The sequence below is a fragment of the Sphingorhabdus sp. genome, from assembly GCF_046292425.1.
Classification (GTDB): Bacteria; Pseudomonadota; Alphaproteobacteria; order Sphingomonadales; family Sphingomonadaceae; genus Sphingorhabdus_B.
The window spans coordinates 1-18,682 of the sequence record NZ_JBKBQV010000018.1 but is presented as its reverse complement, the minus strand read 5'-3'; the positions used below and the strand labels follow the sequence as shown (position 1 = coordinate 18,682).

Sequence of the window (18,682 nt, the reverse complement as noted above, 5' to 3'; positions counted from 1 at the left end):
GATGCCGGGTATGGATTTGAATGCAACTCGGCGTCAGATTATCGCGGGGCTGGCAGCGTTGCTGTCGGCCTCGCCGCTTTTGGCGGCAAACCCGGCGGCGGCTAAAGCTGCGCGCAAGCCGTCGCGCCTGCGCGTGGGGGACACCGTTGGTTTGATTGAGCCGGCATCGGCCAGCGACGAGCCCTTCCAGATCCAGTTGGTCGAAGAGGCTATTTTGGCCATGGGGCTAAAGCCAAAGCGTGCACCCCATTTGCTGGAGCGTTATGGCTATCTTGCAGGTCAGGACAAGGACCGCGCGTCAGACATCAATACAATGTTCGCTGATAAGGATGTGAAGGCCATATTCGCTGTGCGAGGCGGATGGGGCAGCGCGCGGCTTTTGCCTTATCTCGACTGGAACATCATTCGCGCAAATCCGAAATTGCTTACCGGTTTCAGCGATATTACCGCGCTGCATATGGCGATTGCTGCCAAGGGCGGGTTCGTGACTTTGCACGGCCCGAATGCCAGCAGCGCATGGGGCAAGGCTTCATGGGATATTTACCGTGAAATCGCATTTGATGCTGGCACGCCTTTGTTCACCAATCCCGTCGGCGGCGAGGACAGGCTGACGCAAAGGCGTTGGCGTACAAGGGTGTTGGGCACCGGCAAGGGCAAGGCGCAAGGAAAGTTGCTGGGCGGAAACCTGACAGTGCTGACCGCGCTTGCGGGAACACCTTATTTACCCAGTTTCGACGGCGCAATTCTGTTTCTGGAAGATGTAGACGAGGCGGAATATCGCATTGACCGGATGCTGACACAATTGGGGCAGGCAGGTGTGCTCAAAAATTTGAAGGGCGTCGTATTCGGGCAATGCACCGACTGTGTTAACAAGGGCAACAGCTATGGCGCCTTCACGCTCAACGACGTGCTGACTCAACATCTGGGTGGACTAGGTGTCCCAGCCTATCAGGGCGCGTATTTCGGGCATATCACTGACCAGTTCACGCTGCCTGTGGGCGGCATGGCAGAAATTGATGCAGATGCCGGAACGCTCCGCCTGCTTGAGCCCGTCGTTGTTTAAATCAGGAACTGCGTAATCAGCAACGCAAAGCTGTTATTGGCCATGTGGAGAATGATATTGGTCCGCAGCGACCCTGTGCGGTGGTATAAATAGCCAAAAGCAATGCTCAGGGACATCAAGCCGGGGATCGCATAGGGTTGCAGGTGCACCAATGCGAACAGAAATGACGACAGCAATATTGCGCCCCAGACCGGCAGATATTTCGTCAGCGCATTTTGTAATAGTCCGCGAAACAGAAGTTCCTCGACCAGCGGCGCAGCAATCGCGATGGCAAAGAACATAGCCGCCATATTCAATGGCGTCCGCGCAATGCCGGCAAGGAGTTTCGCCATTTCTTCTTGCATACCAATGCCGGGAATGACGTAATTGGCATATAATAGATTGAAGCCCATCGCGGCGATGACGAGCAATATGGCAAGCCCGGTAGCCTTGTGCAGGGGGATTTTGCCGAAATCATTCAGTCCCAATGTCTCCATGCGTCCCTGTCTGCGCAGATACAGCCACATCAGGAACAACTGGACCACCGCTGATGCAACAAGGCCGAAAATAATGGAGATTGGCAAAGGCGTGGCTGACGTCGCCAAGCCGTCCTGCGTCGCTGCAATAATTAGGCCGGTGCATAACCCCTGTAGGACGAAATACAGCACGATGAAGCCGATTGTGGGCAAAAGGCCGGGATATCGTTTCGGCGATGAAATCGAAATTGCAGGATCGCCGGGTTGCATTTTTTCCATATCAATCCTGCTAAAATAATGAAGGCCGGACGTGCTCTGCCCGACCCTCACCTGTTTACACATCAAAACTTAATAGGCTACCCGCGTTGCGGACAGGCCATAGGCGGGGAGCAATGCCTGAACGCTGGTCGGGCCTGCCAGATGTCCTGCACCGACCGCCATGAATGTTACGCCGGGCTTCGCCATCCGCGCCGAAATCCATTTCGCCCAATTGGCATTCCGTTTGGTCAGCAAGGCATCGTATAAAGTGCGGCTAGTGAGCCCCTCATTCATAAGTTGCCCTAGGCCCTCTGGGTCAGGCGCTGCCCACATGTCGACCATCTTATCGAGAGTGCCTCCAACATCATCAATCATTTTTGCCGTTTCGACCAAAAACGCGATTTGTTCAGCCTCTGGCAGGGTGTCAAACACGCCAAGCTGAAACTCCATCGTTTCAAGCCCCGCAATCGGCTTGTTACCGGCCTTGGCTGCTGCCGTAAGCTGTTTTTCAACGCCACTATTCGGGTCGAAACCCGTTTTCTGAGCCGCGAGCAAGGATAGGGTGATTGCCGCAGCCCATGGTTCAAACGGGTCAAATGCGGGGGCCGGAATACCAATCTTACCCATCGCTGCTTCGTAAACGGAGCGGTCGGCGTCGTTCATTTTTGAACGCAAGGTCTTGCCCTGCTGATCCATTGCAAGCTTGCCAAACAAGGCTTGTGATTCTGCCGGGGTTGGCTCGACCAGTTCCAGAACCAGTTCGTCCGATCCATCGAAAGCGGTTTTTACACCATCATCAAACCAGCCAAGGCCGGGTTTCAGGATGTGTACGCTGCCAAACAGATAGACTGTCGTGTCTTCGTCTTTCACTACCCATAATGCAGGATCAACGTCCTTGACCGCAACTGGTACGACCTTGACGGGATCAAGCGCTTCAACAGATGCAGGTGCTTCTGTTGGCGCATCTTGGGCAAATGCCGGGGCACAGCCAAGCAAGGCAGTCGCGACGAGTAGCGATTTCAAATAGGCACGCATGAAAATTCTCCTAAAAAGCAAAAGCAAAACTGAACTATAAATTCCTGATTGTCAGCGATATTTTTTCCAGAACCAGACGGCGGTCCAGATTAATGAGAATATCAGATAAATCGCCACACCGTCGGGCTCTGGCAAAAAGCCGCCGCGCCACAGCACCCACCACAAAGGCGCAAGGATAAGGAAGGCATAAGCCGCGTAATAGCCGCCGTCCCGGTAAGCGCTCGCTTCCTGTTCATCAATGGCGTGCGTATGCCAGTACCATGCGACAACCGGCATGATGCCTACCCAGATAAAGACGAACGCTATGACGATGCTCAAGGGAATTGGCCCTGAGCTAAAGATCGCCGATAAAGATCCTGGTCCATTGCCGGGCATATTGCCAATGCTCGACATCGACAGCACGACCCCCATAATACCGCCCAATAAGCCGAGACTGACCATGATGTTGCGGTTCAACTTCTCACGTTTGGTCATAGGTTCGCCCGTGGATTTCAGTTTTTTGACGTTGCGCCAGATAGCATAGCTCAAGCCGGCCATGATCGCGCCGACGCCAGCCAGCACAGCAATCGCAACCCCAGATATTGTGCCGGCGCCATCCGATTGATGCTCGCCAAGAAAGCCTGCAATCGCGCCTGCGGTCATTACAATGCCAAGTCCTGCCAGCACAATCCACACGATGCTGCGGCTACCCGTGCCTTCGTTTTCAAGCCTTGTCATCGGGGCCTCCACCAAATCCGTCATCGAAAATCTCCTCGATTGGCAATTCAAACAGCCGTGAAATTTTAAACGCCAGCGGCAGGGACGGGTCATATTTTCCAGTCTCAATCGCGTTCACCGCCTGGCGCGATACATCGAGATGCTCGCCCAAGTCGGCTTGGCTCCAGTTCCGCATAGCCCGCAACACCTTTAGCTTGTTTTTCATGTCAGGTAATGATGTCTTTGTGTCATGGATACCTTACTAAACCGATTCGTGCGTAATGTCAATAAGACCTTACAAAATGCTATGCAGCATTGACAAAAACCGCGAGCGTTATTCAGAACCTTGATTTAGCGGCCTATCTCCGCCAATGGCTGGCCATGTCCGACCTTGCGCCATTAAGTTTTCAGGACCTGATCCTTACGCTCCATGATTATTGGGGCAGGCAGGGCTGTGCGATTTTGCAGCCTTACGATATGGAGATGGGGGCGGGCACATTCCACACCGCGACCACATTGCGCGCGCTTGGGCCTGACCCTTGGAATGCCGCCTTCGTGCAGCCATGCCGCCGCCCAACCGATGGCCGCTATGGTGAAAACCCCAACCGCCTTGGTGCTTATTACCAGTATCAGGTGATCCTGAAGCCAAGCCCGCCCGATTTGCAGGAGCTGTATCTGGGCTCGCTTAACGCCATCGGCATCGACCCGTTGCTGCATGATATCCGCTTTGTCGAAGATGACTGGGAAAGCCCAACGCTTGGTGCGTGGGGCCTTGGCTGGGAAGTATGGTGCGACGGCATGGAGGTGACTCAGTTCACCTATTTCCAGCAAATGGGCGGATTCGATTGCAAGCCGGTGTCTGGCGAGCTGACCTATGGTCTGGAACGTCTGGCGATGTATATACAGAACAAGGACAGCATCTTCGACCTTGCCTATAATAATGCGACGGCCGACCGCCCCGCCGTCACCTATGGCGACGTCTTCCGCGAAAACGAACGGCAGATGAGCACTTATCATTTCGAAGTCGCCGATACAGATATGCTGTTCGACGCGTTTAAAAAGGCAACGGCAGAGTGCGAAAACTGCCTTGATCGCGGGATACCCATTCCCGCCTATGAACAGGCAATCAAAGCGAGCCACATCTTTAACGTCCTTCAGGCACGCGGTGTCATCTCCGTGCAGGAGCGTGCCAGCTACATGGGCCGCGTTCGCGACCTTGCCAAAGGCAGCTGCCAGGCATGGATGGAAAAGAACGGATGGACGGCGTGACCGACTTCCTGCTTGAACTTCGGTCCGAAGAAATACCTGCGCGGATGCAGGTGAAGGCGAAGGAAGATTTGGCCCGCCTTTTCAACGAGGCGTTGGCCAAGGCAGGCCTTGCTGCAGCTTCGGTCGAAACCTTCGCCACACCGCGCCGCCTTACGCTGATCGCGACTGGGTTGCCATTGGCGACCGACGCGGTGTCTGAAGAAACCAAAGGTCCAAAGCTCGGTGCGCCGCCGCAGGCGATGGAGGGCTTCCTGCGCAAAACCGGCCTCACCCAGGACCAGTTGATTGAACGCGACGGCGTCTACTTCGCAGTCGTGGAAAAGGCGGGGCGTCAGACGGCTGAGGTTTTGGCCGAAGCGATTCCTGCGATCATTCGCGCATTTCCGTGGCCAAAATCACAACGCTGGGGTGCCTCGTCCATCTCGACAGAAAGCTTGCGCTGGGTCCGCCCTTTGCAGGGCATTGTCGCAATATTGGGCGACGAGGTCGTGCATTGCGAAATTGATGGTATCGTGAGCGGCGCTGCCACCATGGGCCATCGCTTCCATCATAGCGGCCCAATCACCATCGGCAACGCAGGCGACTATATTGAAAAGCTGCGTGCCTGCCACGTCCTTGTCCATTTTTCCGAACGCTGCCGCATCATTCGCGATGGGGCCGAAGCCGCTGCGAAAGCCGCTGGCCTGACGCTGGTTGCGGACGAAGGTCTGGTTGTGGAGAATGCGGGCCTGACTGAATGGCCGGTGCCCATGCTTGGCCGCTTTGACCCGGCGTTTCTGGAGGTACCGCAAGAGGTCATTCAGTTGACCGCGCGCGTGAACCAGAAATATTTTGTCTGCCATGACGCCAATGGCAACCTTGCCAACGCGTTCGTCTGCACCGCGAATATCGACGCGCATGACGGGGGTGCGGCGATTGTTGCCGGCAACGAAAAGGTGCTGGCTGCGCGGTTGTCGGATGCGAAATTCTTCTGGGAACAGGATCTGAAAGTCGCGCTGGATGATCAGGCGGCGAAGCTGGCGCAGATCACGTTCCACGAGAAACTGGGCAGCGTCGCCGATAAGGTCGAGCGCGTGGCCAAGCTTGCATGCTGGCTGGTTGAAGAAGGTATTATTGAAGGTGCCGATGCCGACGATGCTGAACGCGCCGCGCGTCTGTGCAAGGCGGATCTCGTCACTGGTATGGTCGGCGAGTTCCCGGAATTGCAGGGCATCATGGGCGGCTATTATGCCCGCGCGCAAGGCGAAAGCGACGCTGTCGCCGATGCCGTCCGGGACCATTACAAGCCGGTAGGGCAGGGCGATGATGTGCCGACCGCGCCTGTTACAGTAGCAGTCAGCCTAGCGGATAAGTTGGATACGCTGGCTCAATTCTTTGCGGCAGGTATGCCGCCCACGGGTTCGAAGGATCCGTTCGCATTACGCCGCGCGGCCATTGGGTTCTTGTCACTGTTGCTTCAAAATGATCTGCGCGGTTCTCTGAAGAGCATGCTCATAGCAAATGGCACCGGTGCGAACTTCGATGCACTAGAAGAATTCCTAATTGACCGCCTCAAAGTTCAACAACGCGAAGCGGGTGTGCGGCACGATTTGATTGATGCGGTGTTTAGCCTTGGCGGTGAGGACGATCTTGTCCGGCTGCTGGCGAGGGTCAAGGCATTGCAGGCATATATCACGACGGCTGAAGGCGCGAATTTGCTGGCCGCGTACAAGCGCGCGGCGAATATTTTGAAGGGCTCAAACCCTGTTTCTCCCGTTCTCGACAAGGCTTCGGATGCGCCAATGTCAGGCGCAGAGGAACAGCAAATGCCGCAGACGGGTGAGGAAGACCCGTTTGTCGACGTCGACCAAGGTATGCGCTCCGCGATTGCGGGCAATCATGGCCGCACCGAAGGCGTAGTGCCGGAGGGCGCAGCGGCAGCGGATATTGCTCTACTTGGCGCGCTGGATGTTGCCGAACCACAGGCGCAAAAGGCGCTTGAGGCCGAGCAATTTGAAGACGCCATGGCAGCGCTGGCGACCTTGCGCGAACCAATTGACCGTTTCTTCGCAGAAGTGATGGTCAATGATGAAGACCCTGCCAAGAGGGCCTTTCGTTTGGGCTTGCTCGCGCGGTTCCGCAATGCGGTGCACAAGGTTGCCGATTTTTCGAAGATTGAGGGGTAAACTCCCCTCCCGCTTGCGGGAGGGGCGGGGTTGGGTGCTGTTTCAGTATCTGACCCTCCCCTAACCCCTCTCGCAGGCGGGAGGGGAACAAAGGAGCAAATATGACTCAGTACGTATTTCGTTTTGGTGGCGGTGTTTCTGACGGTGATGAGACCGTTCGCGGCAACAAGAACATCCTTGGCGGCAAGGGCGCGAACCTTGATGGCATGGCCTCGATTGGCCTTCCTGTTCCTCCCGGCTTCACGATCACGACTGAGATGTGCACGGCTTATTATGCCAATGGCCAAAGCTTCCCTGAAAGCGTGCGCGCTGAGGTTGCCAACGGCCTTGCGCATATTGAGCAGGTGACGGGAAAATCCTTCGGCAATCCTGCCAACCCGTTGCTCGTTTCGGTGCGCTCCGGTGCGCGGGTTTCGATGCCGGGGATGATGGATACCGTTTTGAATCTAGGACTTAATGACCAGACCGTAGAAGGACTTGCAGCTTCATCAGGCGATGCGCGCTTTGCGTGGGACAGTTATCGCCGCTTCATCCAGATGTACGCCGATGTGGTGCTTGAGCTTGACCATGGGGCGTTTGAGGAAGCGCTTGAGATCGCCAAGGAAGATCAGGGCTATTATCTCGACACCGAACTTTCCGCCGATGACCTGAGGTCGCTTGTGGCCGAATATAAGCGGCTGGTGGAGGCCGAATGGGGCAAGCCGTTTCCTCAGGATGTGCATGACCAATTATGGGGCGCAGTGGGCGCGGTGTTCGGTTCATGGGAGTCCGACCGGGCAAAGGTCTATCGCCGCCTGAACAATATTCCGGGTGATTGGGGCACGGCGGTCAATGTGCAGGCCATGGTGTTCGGCAATATGGGCGAAACGTCGGCGACTGGTGTTGCCTTTACCCGAGATCCCGCGACGGGCGAAAATGCTTATTATGGCGAATATCTGATCAACGCGCAGGGCGAGGATGTCGTTGCCGGAATCCGCACCCCGCAATATCTGACCAAGGCGGCGCGTGAGCGCGCAGGCGCAAAGCCGCTGTCGATGGAAGAGTCGATGCCGCAGGTCTATGCGGAACTGGCGCGCGTGTTCGAAATCCTCGAGACACATTATCGCGACATGCAGGATATCGAGTTCACCGTTGAGCGCGAGAAATTGTGGATGCTGCAAACCCGGTCCGGCAAGCGCACGGCAAAGGCCGCGCTGAAAATCGCGGTCGATATGGCCGAAGCGGGCATGATCACCACTGACGAGGCTGTGCTGCGCGTTGATCCGATGGCGTTGGATCAGTTGCTGCACCCCACGCTTGATCCGAACGCCAAGCGTGACGTGCTGACCTCCGGCTTGCCTGCCTCACCCGGCGCGGCATCGGGCGAGATCGTCTTTGACGCAGACACCGCTGAACGTTTCAATGACATGGGCAAGGCGGTCATATTGGTCCGTATCGAAACCAGTCCGGAAGACATTCATGGCATGCACGCCGCCAAGGGCATATTGACCGCACGCGGTGGGATGACCAGCCATGCGGCCGTTGTTGCACGCGGCATGGGACGGCCTTGCGTTTCTGGCGCAGGCAGCATTCAGATCGATGCTGCGGCCAAAACCCTTCGCATCGCCGGGCGTAGCTTGAAAGAGGGCGACATCATCACGCTTGATGGTTCAACGGGCGAAGTAATGGCGGGCGAAGTGCCAACGATCCAGCCGGAGTTGGTGGGTGATTTCGGGACATTGATGGTGTGGGCCGATGCTGGCCGCCGGATGAAGGTCCGTGCCAATGCCGAGACACCGTCTGATGCGCAAACTGCGCGTGACTTTGGCGCCGAAGGCATCGGGCTTTGCCGGACGGAGCATATGTTCTTCGACGCGGCGCGCATTACCGCCGTGCGTCAGATGATCCTGGCCGATGACGAGAAGGGCCGCCGGGTAGCGCTCGAAAAATTGTTGCCCGAACAGCGCAATGACTTTGCCGCGATATTCGAAGTCATGGCTGGCCTCCCGGTGACCATCCGGTTGCTTGACCCGCCATTGCACGAATTCCTGCCGCATCAGGAAAGCGAATTTGCCGAAGTCGCCGCTGCCGCTGGCGTTGGCGTCGAAGTGCTCAAACAGCGCGCATCCGAATTGCACGAATTCAACCCGATGCTTGGCCATCGCGGATGCCGTTTGGGCGTGACCTATCCTGAAATCTACGAAATGCAGGCGCGTGCGATATTCGAAGCTGCGTGCAGCCTTGCGGTCGCGCCCGTTCCCGAGATCATGATCCCCCTCGTCGGCACGCGCCGCGAACTGGAACTGATGAAGGACGTCGTCGACAAGGCCGCAGAGGCAGTCTTTGCCGAACAGGGCAAGCGCATCGAATATCTCGTAGGCACGATGATCGAACTGCCGCGTGCGGCATTGATGGCCGATGAGATTGCAGAGGTCGGAAGCTTCTTCAGCTTTGGAACCAATGACCTTACGCAAACCACCTTGGGCGTCAGCCGCGATGATGCGGCACGCTTTCTGACGCATTATGTCGACAAGGGCATTTACGCCCGCGATCCGTTTGTCAGCCTTGATGTCGAAGGCGTTGGCCAGTTGATCGAGATCGCAGCCAAGAAAGGCCGTGCAACGCGTCCAGAGATCAAATTGGGCATTTGCGGCGAACATGGCGGCGACCCCGCTTCGATCGCCTTCTGCGAAAAGGTCGGCCTCGATTATGTCAGTGCATCGCCCTATCGTGTGCCGATCGCGCGGTTGGCGGCTGCTCAGGCGGCGCTTGCCAGCAGGTAGAATATCCGGCTAACTGCTTGCTTCGGGGGGGAGCAATATGAAGGCTTGGCACAGGTACAGTATCTGTATCGCATTGGGGCTATTGGGCGGCATGGCGTTTGCCGTGCAGCAGGTGCGCGGCGGCTTGAACGACGGCCTCGTCACAAACGGGCCTTGGGAAACGGGCAAAAGCTTTGGCTCGGTCGACGCCAGCACGCTCACCCGCGCCAAGGTTGCGCTCTCCGGCCTGATGGCGTTGCCCGCCAAAGAGGCGATGTATTTTACCGCATCACGTGACAGCGCTGGCCGGGCACTGGACGGTCAATGCACTTACGACGTGCGCGGTGGAAAGCTGGATGGGCGGTGGTGGAGCATTACCTTGTATGAAGGCGAAGGCTGGCTTGTCAAAAATCCCGCCAACCGCTGGTCAGTCGCCGCCAGCGCAGTAGGAACAGACGCGCAAGGCCAATGGGCGTTCACGGTCTCGCCGCAATCGCAGCTCGGCGCCTGGTTGCCTACAGGTTCTGCAAAGGCATTTGACCTGACGTTGCGGCTGTATCATCCGTCGCCGGACTTGATTGGCTATCCAGAAAAGGCCCAGCTTCCCGTCATTACACGCAAAGGATGTGCATGATGCGGCGCTGGTTATTTCCCGTTGTAGTCGGCTGTCTGGTCGCTCTAGGTGCTTATCAGGTGACCTTGTTGGCAACGCCGTACGCGCTGATGTATGCCGCGCTCCAGAAAATCGCTGCGCGCGGGGCAGTGAACCAGTTTGCCTTTTCCCCCATGTCGACTGCGGACAACCAACCCATTGTCCGGCCAAGCCCTGACCTGTCCTATTCCACGTGCGTTTTTGACCTTTCAAAAGGGCCAGTAGTTGTCGATGTGGAGCCGGTCCCCGGACGGTACTGGTCCGTCAGCATCTTTGATGCGCGAACCGACGTCGCCGCTGTACGCAGTGACCGCGATACCAGTGGCAAGGCCGCTCGACTCGCTTTGATGAAAGAGGGACAAAAAGCACCCGCAGGATATGATCCCGTTTTGCTGCATTATGACCGGGGCCTTGCGCTGATCCGTATCTTGCTTGCCAATCCGCAGGAATTTCCCGCTATCGACGCGATCCGCCGGAAATCGACCTGCAAGCAGATTATAGGATCAAATTAGCTATTGCACATGGCCGCTCTCGTCCGTAATAGCGGCGCTCCAGTGCACCCGTAGCTCAGCTGGATAGAGCATCAGACTACGAATCTGAGGGCCGGGCGTTCGAATCGCTCCGGGTGCACCACTTTCCTTTCTTTGCTAATGCCGATACGCCGCGCGATTATTTGCGCGCAATATCGGTCTCTCGACTTTACAGCACGTGAACGGCTATGGGGGCGGCATGACGACGATATCCAAATCCGCAATTGTGCTTTTGTCCGGCGGCCTCGACTCCATGGTGGTCGCAGGCTTAGCGCGTGAGGCGGGGTATGACCTGATTGCGCTGACTATCGACTATAACCAGCGCCACAGGGTCGAGTTGGACAGCGCCGCGCGGATCGCAAAGCATCTGGAGGCGAGGGAGCATATCGTCCTTCCGCTGGACCTCACGCGTTTTGGCGGGTCGGCGCTCACGGCCGATATTGATGTGCCCAAGCAAGGCGTGGAGTCCGGCGCGATCCCGGTAACCTATGTGCCGGCGCGCAACACGATATTTCTTTCGCTGTGTCTTGGCCTTGCCGAAGCGCGAAACGCCCGTGACCTGTGGATTGGCGTCAATGCGCTCGATTATTCGGGCTATCCCGACTGTCGGCCAGAATTCATCCGCGCGTTTGAGGCGACCGCTAACCTCGCGACCAAAGCGGGGGTTGAAGGCGACCATTTCAAGGTGCACACGCCGCTGCTGGATATGACCAAGGCCGACATCGCGCGCGAAGCAGCCCGGCTTGGCCTGGATGCAGGCATGAGCTGGTCTTGCTATGACCCAAGCACTGGCAACAAGGCGTGTGGCCAGTGCGATGCGTGCCGCCTGCGCGCAAAAGGTTTTGCTGACGCGGGCCTTCCTGACCCGACTATTTACGCATGAGCTACGCGGTCAAAGAAATCTTCCTGACTTTGCAGGGCGAGGGCGTTCATGCCGGACGTCGTGCGGTATTCCTTCGATTTTCAGGCTGCAACCTTTGGACCGGACGCGAAACTGACCGCGCAGCTGCCATTTGCCAATTTTGCGACACTGATTTTGTCGGCATGGATGGTGAAAATGGCGGGCGTTACGACGCTGTGTCGCTTGCAGCGAAGGTCGCTGCCTTATGGGGTGACGGGATCGACAACCGATATGTTGTCATCACGGGCGGGGAGCCAATGTTGCAAGTTGACGATGCAATTGTCGATGCCCTGCATGAGCAACATTTTCAAATTGCAATTGAGAGCAATGGCACGATTGCGGTTCACCCCGGCATTGACTGGGTCTGCATCAGCCCAAAGGCGGGCTCAGATGTCATCCAGCATACGGGCGATGAGTTAAAGCTGGTTTGGCCACAGCTCACAAGCGATGTCGAGGCCATGGAAAAATGGGATTTCGGCAATTTCCTGATTCAGCCCATGGATATGGGCGACGCCGCTCTTAACGAAAGCAGCGTTGCTGAAGCCACGCGTTTCGTCATGGCGCGGCCGAAATGGCGCTTGTCCTTGCAAAATCACAAGATTCTCGGCCTCCCCTAACATTTGGTAAATTTGCTTGAAACCTCGCCCCGAAGATGACAGTCTTGTGACGGGAAAGAGGAGAGCATGAAATGGCAAAAGCCGAAGAAGCGCCACTGCGCGCATATAAAAGCTATTCGAAACGCATGTCTGACCATGTGGCCGTTGCGCTGGTCGTGTACACACTGGCTTTGATATTTCTGGTGACGCCAACGATTGAATCCGGCGGCACTTCGATTTTTCCGTATTTTGTACTGGTTCTTTTTGTTGCCGCAGTCATTCCTTTGTGCCGCAATCTGGAACGGCGTTGGCAAACGTTGGACGCCAATGCCCGGCCGGGCGACGGACTTGAAAGCCGCTATTTCGCCGACCGGTTGAAATTGTGGGTCGCCGCGATCGCCATTCCTGCGGCTTTAGCGGTACTGTTTACCGTCTTTTGAAAGCGGTTTGATTGACGCTGTAACAGCCCGCGCCTAAGTGGGAATCATGCTTAATCCACAAGAAGCGCTCGATCGCGCAAAAAATCTCGTTTCCCAAGCCATAAAGGCGGGCGCTGACGCCGCTGACGCGGTCTACGTCTGTGATGCATCTACCGAGGTGCAGGTCCGGCTTGGGCAGTTGGAAGATGTCTCCCGCTCGGAAGGTGAAGATATCGGCCTTCGCGTATTTGTGGGGCAGCGTTCGGCCACCATTTCATCGTCTAACATGAATCCTGCCATTCTTGCGGGGTTGGTCACGCGCGCCATTGATATGGCTAAGGAAGCACCGGACGACCAATATGCAGGTCTTGCGCCGCAGGAGCGCTTGTTGACGGGGGAAATTCCGGATTTGGACAGTGATGACGGTCTCGACCCTGATCCAGCCCTGCTGCGCGCAGCTGCGCTCGAATGTGAAGATGCTGCGCGCGCTGTCTCCGGCGTTACCAATAGCGAGGGCGCGGGGGCAAGCGCCGGACGCACCATCTTCGCGCTTGCCACCAGCCATGGCTTCACCGGGGTTAAATCCGGCTCCGGCTATGGCATGTCAGTCAGCGTGCTGTCGGGCGATGGCGACGCGAAAGAACGCGATTATGACTGGCGCACGGCGCGGCACCTGGCCGATCTGGATAACCCCGCCAGCATTGGCAAAAGGGCTGGTGAACGCGCAGTCAAGCGGTTGAACCCGGGCACCATGAAAAGCGGCCAGATGCCAGTCGTGTTCGATCCGCGCGTTGGCGGATCATTCGTTGGTTATTTGCTCGGCGGCATAAGCGGTTCCTCCATCGCCCGGAAAACAAGCTTTCTGCTGGAATCTCTTGGCGCACAATTGTTCGACAGCAGTATTTCGATTGTCGATGACCCCCACCGTATGCGCGGCCTTGGCTCGCGCGCATTTGATGGCGAAGGCCTGCCCACTTCACGTCGGTCTATTATCGAAAATGGCATACTGACTGGCTGGTTGATGGAAAGCGCGTCCGCCCGGCAGCTTGGCCTTGAGCCCACCGGTCACGCCAGCCGCGGTATCAGCGGCGCACCCAGCGTCAGCCCTTCCAATGTCCATTTGGAAGGCGGCAAGGTTAGCGTTGCCGAACTGATCGCCGATATCAAGCACGGCGTCTATGTTCATGAACTTGCCGGGCAGGGGGTCAATTCGGTCACGGGCGATTATAGCCGTGGCGCGGCGGGATTTTTGATCGTGAATGGTGAAATTGCAGGGCCAGTGAGTGAATTCACCATCGCCGGAAATCTGAAGGACATGTTCGCTGCGATGACCGCTGCCAACGACCTTGAATTTATCCGCAGCACCAATGTGCCTACGCTGCGCATCGACGGCATGATGATCGCAGGTGCCTGAGCGGCAGCTTGACCGGGATGCCGTCGTAGCTGCGACGCAAGAGGCCGCAGCTCTGGCGTTCGCCGCGTGGCGCGATGGTGCCGTGCCAGACACCAAAGTGTGGGATAAGAGCAAGAATAATCCGGTCAGCGACATCGACATGGCGGTCGACGCACTGCTGACTACTCGGTTGCAAGCGATATTGCCGGAAGCAGCGTGGCTGTCCGAAGAAACCGTGGACGACCCTTCGCGTCTGGACGCGCGGCTGCTTTGGCTCGTGGATCCCATTGATGGGACCCGCGATTATGTGCGTGGCCGAAGCGGCTGGTGCGTGTCTGTTGCACTGGTGGCCGATGGCCTTCCGGTCTTCGCTGTTATGGCTGCACCTGCGCAAGGCAAGATTTGGGTGGCTGCCCATGGCGAAGGCGTGACCTGCAACGGTGATCGGCTGGCGTGTAGCATAAGAGCGAATTTCGCTGGATCACGCGTGCCGGCGGACGATCTGCCGAAACTGGATTCCGATCTTGTCACCGTAACCAAGCCCAACAGCATCGCCATGCGCATGACCATGGTCGCATGCGACCGCGCCGATCTGGTGGCCACCTTGCGTTGGGGCAATGAATGGGACATCGCGGCGGCGCACCTTGTGGCCCAAGAGGCTGGCGGCGTTGTCACCGACGCGCTTGGGCGGCCAATACGATATAACAAACGCGAGCCACTGGATTTCGGCCTAATCTGCTGTGCGCCGGGGATTCACCAGGCAGCTGTGGAACGGCTGGCGGGTCGGGCGGCGCGGTTGCTGTCGGTGACCTGAAACGAGTTCAGGATGACGATAGCTTGGGGTGTAATATATTCGACTTGATGCGACTTAAGGTCGCAACCGCGTCCACAATGAATCCCGGTTCATATCGCGCGGATTGTTGGCAATTGCATCCACAAAAGCCTTGCGGACCCAGCGGAATTTTTCCGGCCGGCTTGTGAATATCCGTTCGTCCCAAGCATGATAGCCCGCGGCACGGACCTTGCGGGCGATTTCGCCATAAATGCCTGCCGCCGACAACACGGCCCAGCGTGCACGCAGCGGTAGGCTCTTTGCGCCAACCCGTGCGGATGCCTCATATTGCTCAGCCTCGTCGGCAAGCCAGCGGCCCATAAGCGCAAGCTTTTTGCGGTTGTGCGGTTTCATATGCTCGCCCGGCCCGATATCGAGCATGGCGAGCCAGTCGTCAGGCAAATAGCAGCGCCCGGCTGCGTCATCTTCCGCGATATCACGGGCGATATTCGCAAGCTGAAACGCAAGGCCAAGGTCGCAGGCTCTGTCGAGCGTCGAATCATCGTCGGCTGGCACACCCATGACGACAGCCATCATCACACCGACCGCGCCTGCAACATGGTAGCAATATTGATACAGGTCGCTTTCGCGGCGTGGATGCCAGTCGGCGGCATCAAGTGCGAAGCCTTCGATCACGTCTTCAGCCATGCGATGCGTGATCCCGCATTCGCGTGCAACGACGCCAAGGCAGTCAAATGCTGGCTCACTTGTGGGTGTTCCAGCCAGTGCCATTGCAGTAAGTTCGCGGATCGCCTTCAGCCGCTCTTGCGGATCGGCCACTGCTTCCATCGCGCCGCCATGGTCTTGCCCGTCCGCCATGTCATCACATTTGCGACACCAAGCGTAGAGCAGCCATACGCGCTCGCGCGTTGTGCGGTCGAACAGGCGGCTGGCGAAACGGAAAGATTTTGAGCCGCGCGAGATGCTCTGCTGCGCAAATCCCACCAGCGCGGGTCGGTCAAAGGTTCTTTGTCCGCCTGCGTTAGGTGGGGCAGAAGTCACAAATCATCTGCCTTCATTTGGAAGATGGTCTTGTGGGGTACATAAGCAGCCATTTTGTTCAACAGACCATCCAGATGATCATCGATAATCATGATCCCGGAATGTTGTGGCCGGATGAAGCCGACGTCGATCATATTCTGGTTGAACGCGACCAATTGGTCAAAAAATCCGGCAACATTCAGCAACCCGACTGGCTTTTGGTGATAGCCAAGCTGTGACCAGCTTATGGCCTCCCACAATTCATCCATCGTTCCAACGCCGCCCGGAATGGTGATGAACCCGTCGGACAGGTCAGTGAACCTTTGCTTGCGCTCATGCATACCCGAAACAATATGCAATTCGGTGCATCCTCTGTGCGCAACTTCTGTACCGACCAAAGCTTCGGGGATGATACCGATGACCTCGCCGCCTGCTTCCAACGCGCTATCGGCGACTGCGCCCATCAGGCCTAACCGCCCGCCGCCGTAAACAACGCCAATGCCGCGTCTAGCCAAAGCCTTACCGATCTCGCGGGCTACGATGATATAAATTGGGTTCTCGGGCGTTGCTGACCCACAATATACAGCAATACGCTTCACGATGTGGCAGCCTCAATCATCAGTGCACCCGTCGCCTTTGCGCTTCCTACAACGCCGGGAATGCCAGCGCCGGGGTGCGTGCCTGCGCCAACGAAATACAGGTTGGATATCGCGTCATCACGATTGTGCGCACGCAAATAAGCCGATTGCCACAGGACTGGTTCAAGACTGAAAGCGCTGCCTAGATGAGCAGACAAATCGCGGCCGAAATCGGCTGGTGTATAATGGAATTGAGTCATGATCCGGCTCCGGATGTCGGGAATTAGGCGGCGTTCAAGCTCGTCGAGAATCCGCTCGGTCATCGCTGCGCCGACATCACCGTCCCAATCGAGCGGCGCCTTGCCCATGTGCGCCACTGGGGCGAGAACATAAAATGTCGAGCAGCCCTCTGGCGCAAGGCTTGGGTCGGTTACGGTCGGATGGTGCAGATAGAGCGAGAAATCCTCCGGCAGGACGCCGTTTTTGTAAATGTCGTCCAACAGGCCCTTATAGCGGGGGCCAAACAGGATCATATGGTGCGGAATGCCCGGCCATGTGCCCTTGATACCAAGATGCAGGACAAACAACGAGGGTGACCAGCTTTTGCGGCGGAGCGATTTTGTGACGCGCTCGCCGCGCTTGTTGCTGGTCAGCAGGTCCTTGTAGGTGTGCATCAAATCGCCGTTCGAGGCCGCCATGTCGCAGTCCATGCGCCAGCCTGACTTTGTGCGCACCCCGATAACCTTGTCACCGCGTGTCTCGATTTCTTCAACAGCATCGTCCAGACGGATTGTTCCGCCGAGCCGTTCGAAATGCGTCACCATAGCTGCAACGAGCCGGTTGGTTCCGCCTTTTGCGAACCACACGCCGCCTTCTTTTTCGATTGTATGGATCAGCGCATAAATCGCGCTGGTGCTCATGGGGTTTCCGCCCACCAGCAATGTGTGGAACGACAATGCCTCGCGCAGCTTTTCGTCTTTTACGTAAGATGACACGATTGAATAAACCGAACGCCATGCCTGGTATTTCATCAACGCAGGCGCGGCCTTGATCATGGACGCGAAATCGAGGAACGCAACCGAGCCGAGCTTTTGATAGCCCTCGTGGAAAACGCCCTTCGAATATTCGAGGAATTTGCGATAACCTTCGACGTCTTCAGGGTTCAGCTTTTCGATTTCGGCCCGCAAACCAGGCGCATCGTTTGAATAATCGAAGTTTGTGCCGTCCGGCCAATTCAGGCGGTAAAACGGGAATACCGGCATGAGTTCAATATCGTCGGCCATCTTATGACCCGAAAGCGCCCATAATTCTTCAAGGCAGGGCGGGTCGGTAATGACCGTCGGGCCACCATCAAAGGTAAAGCCATCCTTTTCCCAATAATAACCGCGGCCGCCGGGCTTGTCCCGCGCCTCTATTATAGTCGTGGATATGCCTGCCGATTGCAGACGAATGGCGAGCGCAAGCCCGCCGAATCCGGCACCGATGATGGCCGCTGTCTTAGTCATTTTTTCTTGCTCCGGATCGCTGTAATGGCTTTCCCTATGGGAATGGGCGGCTTGCCAGTCAGAATGCGCGCCTTGTCGCCGTTGGTTGTATTCCCAGCATAAAAGCGCTCGATCAATCCGGGCTTTAGCCTGTAGAAGCGTTCCAGTATTTTGTAGCGGTCTGTGCCATCGGCACCGCGGAAGAGCATGCGGTTGAGCATGCGGTAAAACTTGCCTTTGTTCCAATGCTCCTCCGCGCGTTGACGCAGCAGAAGGTTAAGCTTGTCACCGTCAAGGTCGGGCTGCTCTGCAATGAATATGGCGTTGCGCACGGCATCCGGCAGGGAATAGCTCGTCACTGCCTGAAAAAACGCCCCGCGCGCCCCGGCCTTTGCCGTTCGCCCGCTGCCGCTGTTCCAATAACTTTCCAAATCCCCGCCCATGACCACGGGTAGAACGCCATTTTCCTCACGCAGAACCCGTTCGACTTTCCAGCCCTTTTGATCGGCATAAGCAGCGATGCGCTGCCGCAAAATGCGCGGGTCCAGGTCCGGCTTGTCGCTATAATATGTATCTTCGACAAACACCTTGTCCATGCCGAATGGCAGGACGTACACAAAGCGATAGCCGTCGT

General features: G+C 57.1%; 19 protein-coding genes and 1 tRNA gene. 12 read left to right on the top strand and 8 right to left on the bottom strand.

Annotated features, from left to right (window positions below):
* Nucleotides 1–10: 10 nt before the first annotated feature.
* The gene (locus ACK4S7_RS05660) at nt 11–1,063 is read left to right on the top strand and encodes an LD-carboxypeptidase (RefSeq protein ID WP_409645049.1); all 1,053 of its coding nucleotides are present in this window, start codon (nt 11–13) and stop codon (nt 1,061–1,063) included.
* Here ACK4S7_RS05660 and ACK4S7_RS05655 read toward each other — a convergent pair.
* The 4 genes from ACK4S7_RS05655 to ACK4S7_RS05640 form a co-directional block, all read right to left on the bottom strand.
* Entirely contained in the window at nt 1,060–1,797 is a 738-nt protein-coding gene (locus ACK4S7_RS05655) for a CPBP family intramembrane glutamic endopeptidase (RefSeq protein ID WP_409645048.1), read from the bottom strand. The genes ACK4S7_RS05660 and ACK4S7_RS05655 overlap by 4 nt on opposite strands.
* Nucleotides 1,798–1,866: 69 nt before the next feature.
* Nucleotides 1,867–2,811: a TraB/GumN family protein gene (locus tag ACK4S7_RS05650; RefSeq protein WP_409645047.1), complete on the bottom strand. Its 945-nt coding sequence runs from the start codon at nt 2,809–2,811 to the stop codon at nt 1,867–1,869.
* A gap of 51 nt (nt 2,812–2,862) precedes the next feature.
* Nucleotides 2,863–3,528 (bottom strand): hypothetical protein, encoded by a 666-nt coding sequence (locus tag ACK4S7_RS05645; protein WP_409645046.1) that lies wholly within the window; start codon nt 3,526–3,528, stop codon nt 2,863–2,865.
* Nucleotides 3,515–3,733 (bottom strand): helix-turn-helix transcriptional regulator, encoded by a 219-nt coding sequence (locus ACK4S7_RS05640; protein WP_409645045.1) that lies wholly within the window; start codon nt 3,731–3,733, stop codon nt 3,515–3,517. Before ACK4S7_RS05640 ends, ACK4S7_RS05645 begins: the two co-directional genes overlap by 14 nt.
* 155 nt (nt 3,734–3,888) lie before the next feature.
* Here ACK4S7_RS05640 and ACK4S7_RS05635 point away from each other — a divergent pair, with 155 nt between their 5' ends.
* The 11 genes from ACK4S7_RS05635 (at nt 3,889) to ACK4S7_RS05585 (ending at nt 14,987) form a co-directional block, all read left to right on the top strand.
* On the top strand, nt 3,889–4,776 hold the full coding sequence (locus tag ACK4S7_RS05635) for a glycine--tRNA ligase subunit alpha (protein ID WP_409645044.1): 888 nt from the start codon (nt 3,889–3,891) through the stop codon (nt 4,774–4,776).
* The gene (gene glyS, locus ACK4S7_RS05630) at nt 4,746–6,941 is read left to right on the top strand and encodes a glycine--tRNA ligase subunit beta (protein ID WP_409645043.1); all 2,196 of its coding nucleotides are present in this window, start codon (nt 4,746–4,748) and stop codon (nt 6,939–6,941) included. The genes ACK4S7_RS05635 and glyS overlap by 31 nt, the downstream gene beginning before the upstream one ends.
* Before the next feature lie 101 nt (nt 6,942–7,042).
* Entirely contained in the window at nt 7,043–9,703 is a 2,661-nt protein-coding gene (ppdK, locus tag ACK4S7_RS05625) for a pyruvate, phosphate dikinase (RefSeq protein WP_409645042.1), read from the top strand.
* Between the two features lie 37 nt (nt 9,704–9,740).
* Entirely contained in the window at nt 9,741–10,316 is a 576-nt protein-coding gene (locus tag ACK4S7_RS05620) for a DUF1214 domain-containing protein (protein ID WP_409645041.1), read from the top strand.
* Nucleotides 10,313–10,846, top strand: coding sequence for a DUF1254 domain-containing protein (locus ACK4S7_RS05615; protein ID WP_409645040.1), 534 nt, complete (start codon nt 10,313–10,315; stop codon nt 10,844–10,846). The genes ACK4S7_RS05620 and ACK4S7_RS05615 overlap by 4 nt, the downstream gene beginning before the upstream one ends.
* A 44-nt stretch (nt 10,847–10,890) precedes the next feature.
* Nucleotides 10,891–10,967 (top strand) — tRNA-Arg (locus tag ACK4S7_RS05610).
* 96 nt (nt 10,968–11,063) lie between these two features.
* Nucleotides 11,064–11,747: a 7-cyano-7-deazaguanine synthase QueC gene (gene queC / locus ACK4S7_RS05605; RefSeq protein ID WP_409645039.1), complete on the top strand. Its 684-nt coding sequence runs from the start codon at nt 11,064–11,066 to the stop codon at nt 11,745–11,747.
* Entirely contained in the window at nt 11,744–12,382 is a 639-nt protein-coding gene (queE, locus tag ACK4S7_RS05600; protein WP_409645038.1) for a 7-carboxy-7-deazaguanine synthase, read from the top strand. Before queC ends, queE begins: the two co-directional genes overlap by 4 nt.
* 71 nt (nt 12,383–12,453) lie before the next feature.
* Complete coding sequence (locus ACK4S7_RS05595; RefSeq protein ID WP_409645037.1) at nt 12,454–12,801, top strand: hypothetical protein; 348 nt, start codon at nt 12,454–12,456, stop codon at nt 12,799–12,801.
* A 46-nt stretch (nt 12,802–12,847) separates the two neighbouring features.
* Nucleotides 12,848–14,194, top strand: coding sequence for a TldD/PmbA family protein (locus ACK4S7_RS05590; protein WP_409645035.1), 1,347 nt, complete (start codon nt 12,848–12,850; stop codon nt 14,192–14,194).
* Nucleotides 14,187–14,987, top strand: coding sequence for a 3'(2'),5'-bisphosphate nucleotidase CysQ (locus tag ACK4S7_RS05585; protein WP_409645034.1), 801 nt, complete (start codon nt 14,187–14,189; stop codon nt 14,985–14,987). Before ACK4S7_RS05590 ends, ACK4S7_RS05585 begins: the two co-directional genes overlap by 8 nt.
* Before the next feature lie 54 nt (nt 14,988–15,041).
* Here ACK4S7_RS05585 and ACK4S7_RS05580 read toward each other — a convergent pair whose 3' ends face one another.
* The 4 genes from ACK4S7_RS05580 to crtY all read right to left on the bottom strand — a co-directional run.
* Nucleotides 15,042–16,007, bottom strand: a complete 966-nt coding sequence (locus ACK4S7_RS05580) for a phytoene/squalene synthase family protein (RefSeq protein WP_409645033.1) — start codon at nt 16,005–16,007, stop codon at nt 15,042–15,044.
* Nucleotides 16,004–16,585, bottom strand: a complete 582-nt coding sequence (locus ACK4S7_RS05575; protein WP_409645032.1) for a TIGR00730 family Rossman fold protein — start codon at nt 16,583–16,585, stop codon at nt 16,004–16,006. The genes ACK4S7_RS05580 and ACK4S7_RS05575 overlap by 4 nt, the downstream gene beginning before the upstream one ends.
* On the bottom strand, nt 16,582–18,069 hold the full coding sequence (locus tag ACK4S7_RS05570; protein ID WP_409645031.1) for a phytoene desaturase: 1,488 nt from the start codon (nt 18,067–18,069) through the stop codon (nt 16,582–16,584). Before ACK4S7_RS05570 ends, ACK4S7_RS05575 begins: the two co-directional genes overlap by 4 nt.
* Nucleotides 18,066–18,682 (bottom strand): lycopene beta-cyclase CrtY (gene crtY, locus ACK4S7_RS05565; RefSeq protein ID WP_409645030.1); only part of this gene is annotated, 617 nt, incomplete at its 5' end. The genes crtY and ACK4S7_RS05570, both read right to left, overlap by 4 nt.

Coding starts and splice junctions, on each gene's coding strand:
- ACK4S7_RS05620 (WP_409645041.1), top strand. CDS start 9,741: ATGAAGGCTTGGCACAGGTACAGTATCTGTATCGCATTGGGGCTATTG.
- ACK4S7_RS05640 (WP_409645045.1), bottom strand. CDS start 3,733: ATGAAAAACAAGCTAAAGGTGTTGCGGGCTATGCGGAACTGGAGCCAA.
- ACK4S7_RS05635 (WP_409645044.1), top strand. CDS start 3,889: ATGTCCGACCTTGCGCCATTAAGTTTTCAGGACCTGATCCTTACGCTC.
- queC (WP_409645039.1), top strand. CDS start 11,064: ATGACGACGATATCCAAATCCGCAATTGTGCTTTTGTCCGGCGGCCTC.
- ACK4S7_RS05615 (WP_409645040.1), top strand. CDS start 10,313: ATGATGCGGCGCTGGTTATTTCCCGTTGTAGTCGGCTGTCTGGTCGCT.
- ACK4S7_RS05595 (WP_409645037.1), top strand. CDS start 12,454: ATGGCAAAAGCCGAAGAAGCGCCACTGCGCGCATATAAAAGCTATTCG.
- ACK4S7_RS05590 (WP_409645035.1), top strand. CDS start 12,848: ATGCTTAATCCACAAGAAGCGCTCGATCGCGCAAAAAATCTCGTTTCC.
- ACK4S7_RS05645 (WP_409645046.1), bottom strand. CDS start 3,528: ATGACAAGGCTTGAAAACGAAGGCACGGGTAGCCGCAGCATCGTGTGG.
- ppdK (WP_409645042.1), top strand. CDS start 7,043: ATGACTCAGTACGTATTTCGTTTTGGTGGCGGTGTTTCTGACGGTGAT.
- ACK4S7_RS05650 (WP_409645047.1), bottom strand. CDS start 2,811: ATGCGTGCCTATTTGAAATCGCTACTCGTCGCGACTGCCTTGCTTGGC.
- ACK4S7_RS05655 (WP_409645048.1), bottom strand. CDS start 1,797: ATGGAAAAAATGCAACCCGGCGATCCTGCAATTTCGATTTCATCGCCG.
- glyS (WP_409645043.1), top strand. CDS start 4,746: ATGGATGGAAAAGAACGGATGGACGGCGTGACCGACTTCCTGCTTGAA.
- queE (WP_409645038.1), top strand. CDS start 11,744: ATGAGCTACGCGGTCAAAGAAATCTTCCTGACTTTGCAGGGCGAGGGC.
- ACK4S7_RS05660 (WP_409645049.1), top strand. CDS start 11: ATGGATTTGAATGCAACTCGGCGTCAGATTATCGCGGGGCTGGCAGCG.
- ACK4S7_RS05570 (WP_409645031.1), bottom strand. CDS start 18,069: ATGACTAAGACAGCGGCCATCATCGGTGCCGGATTCGGCGGGCTTGCG.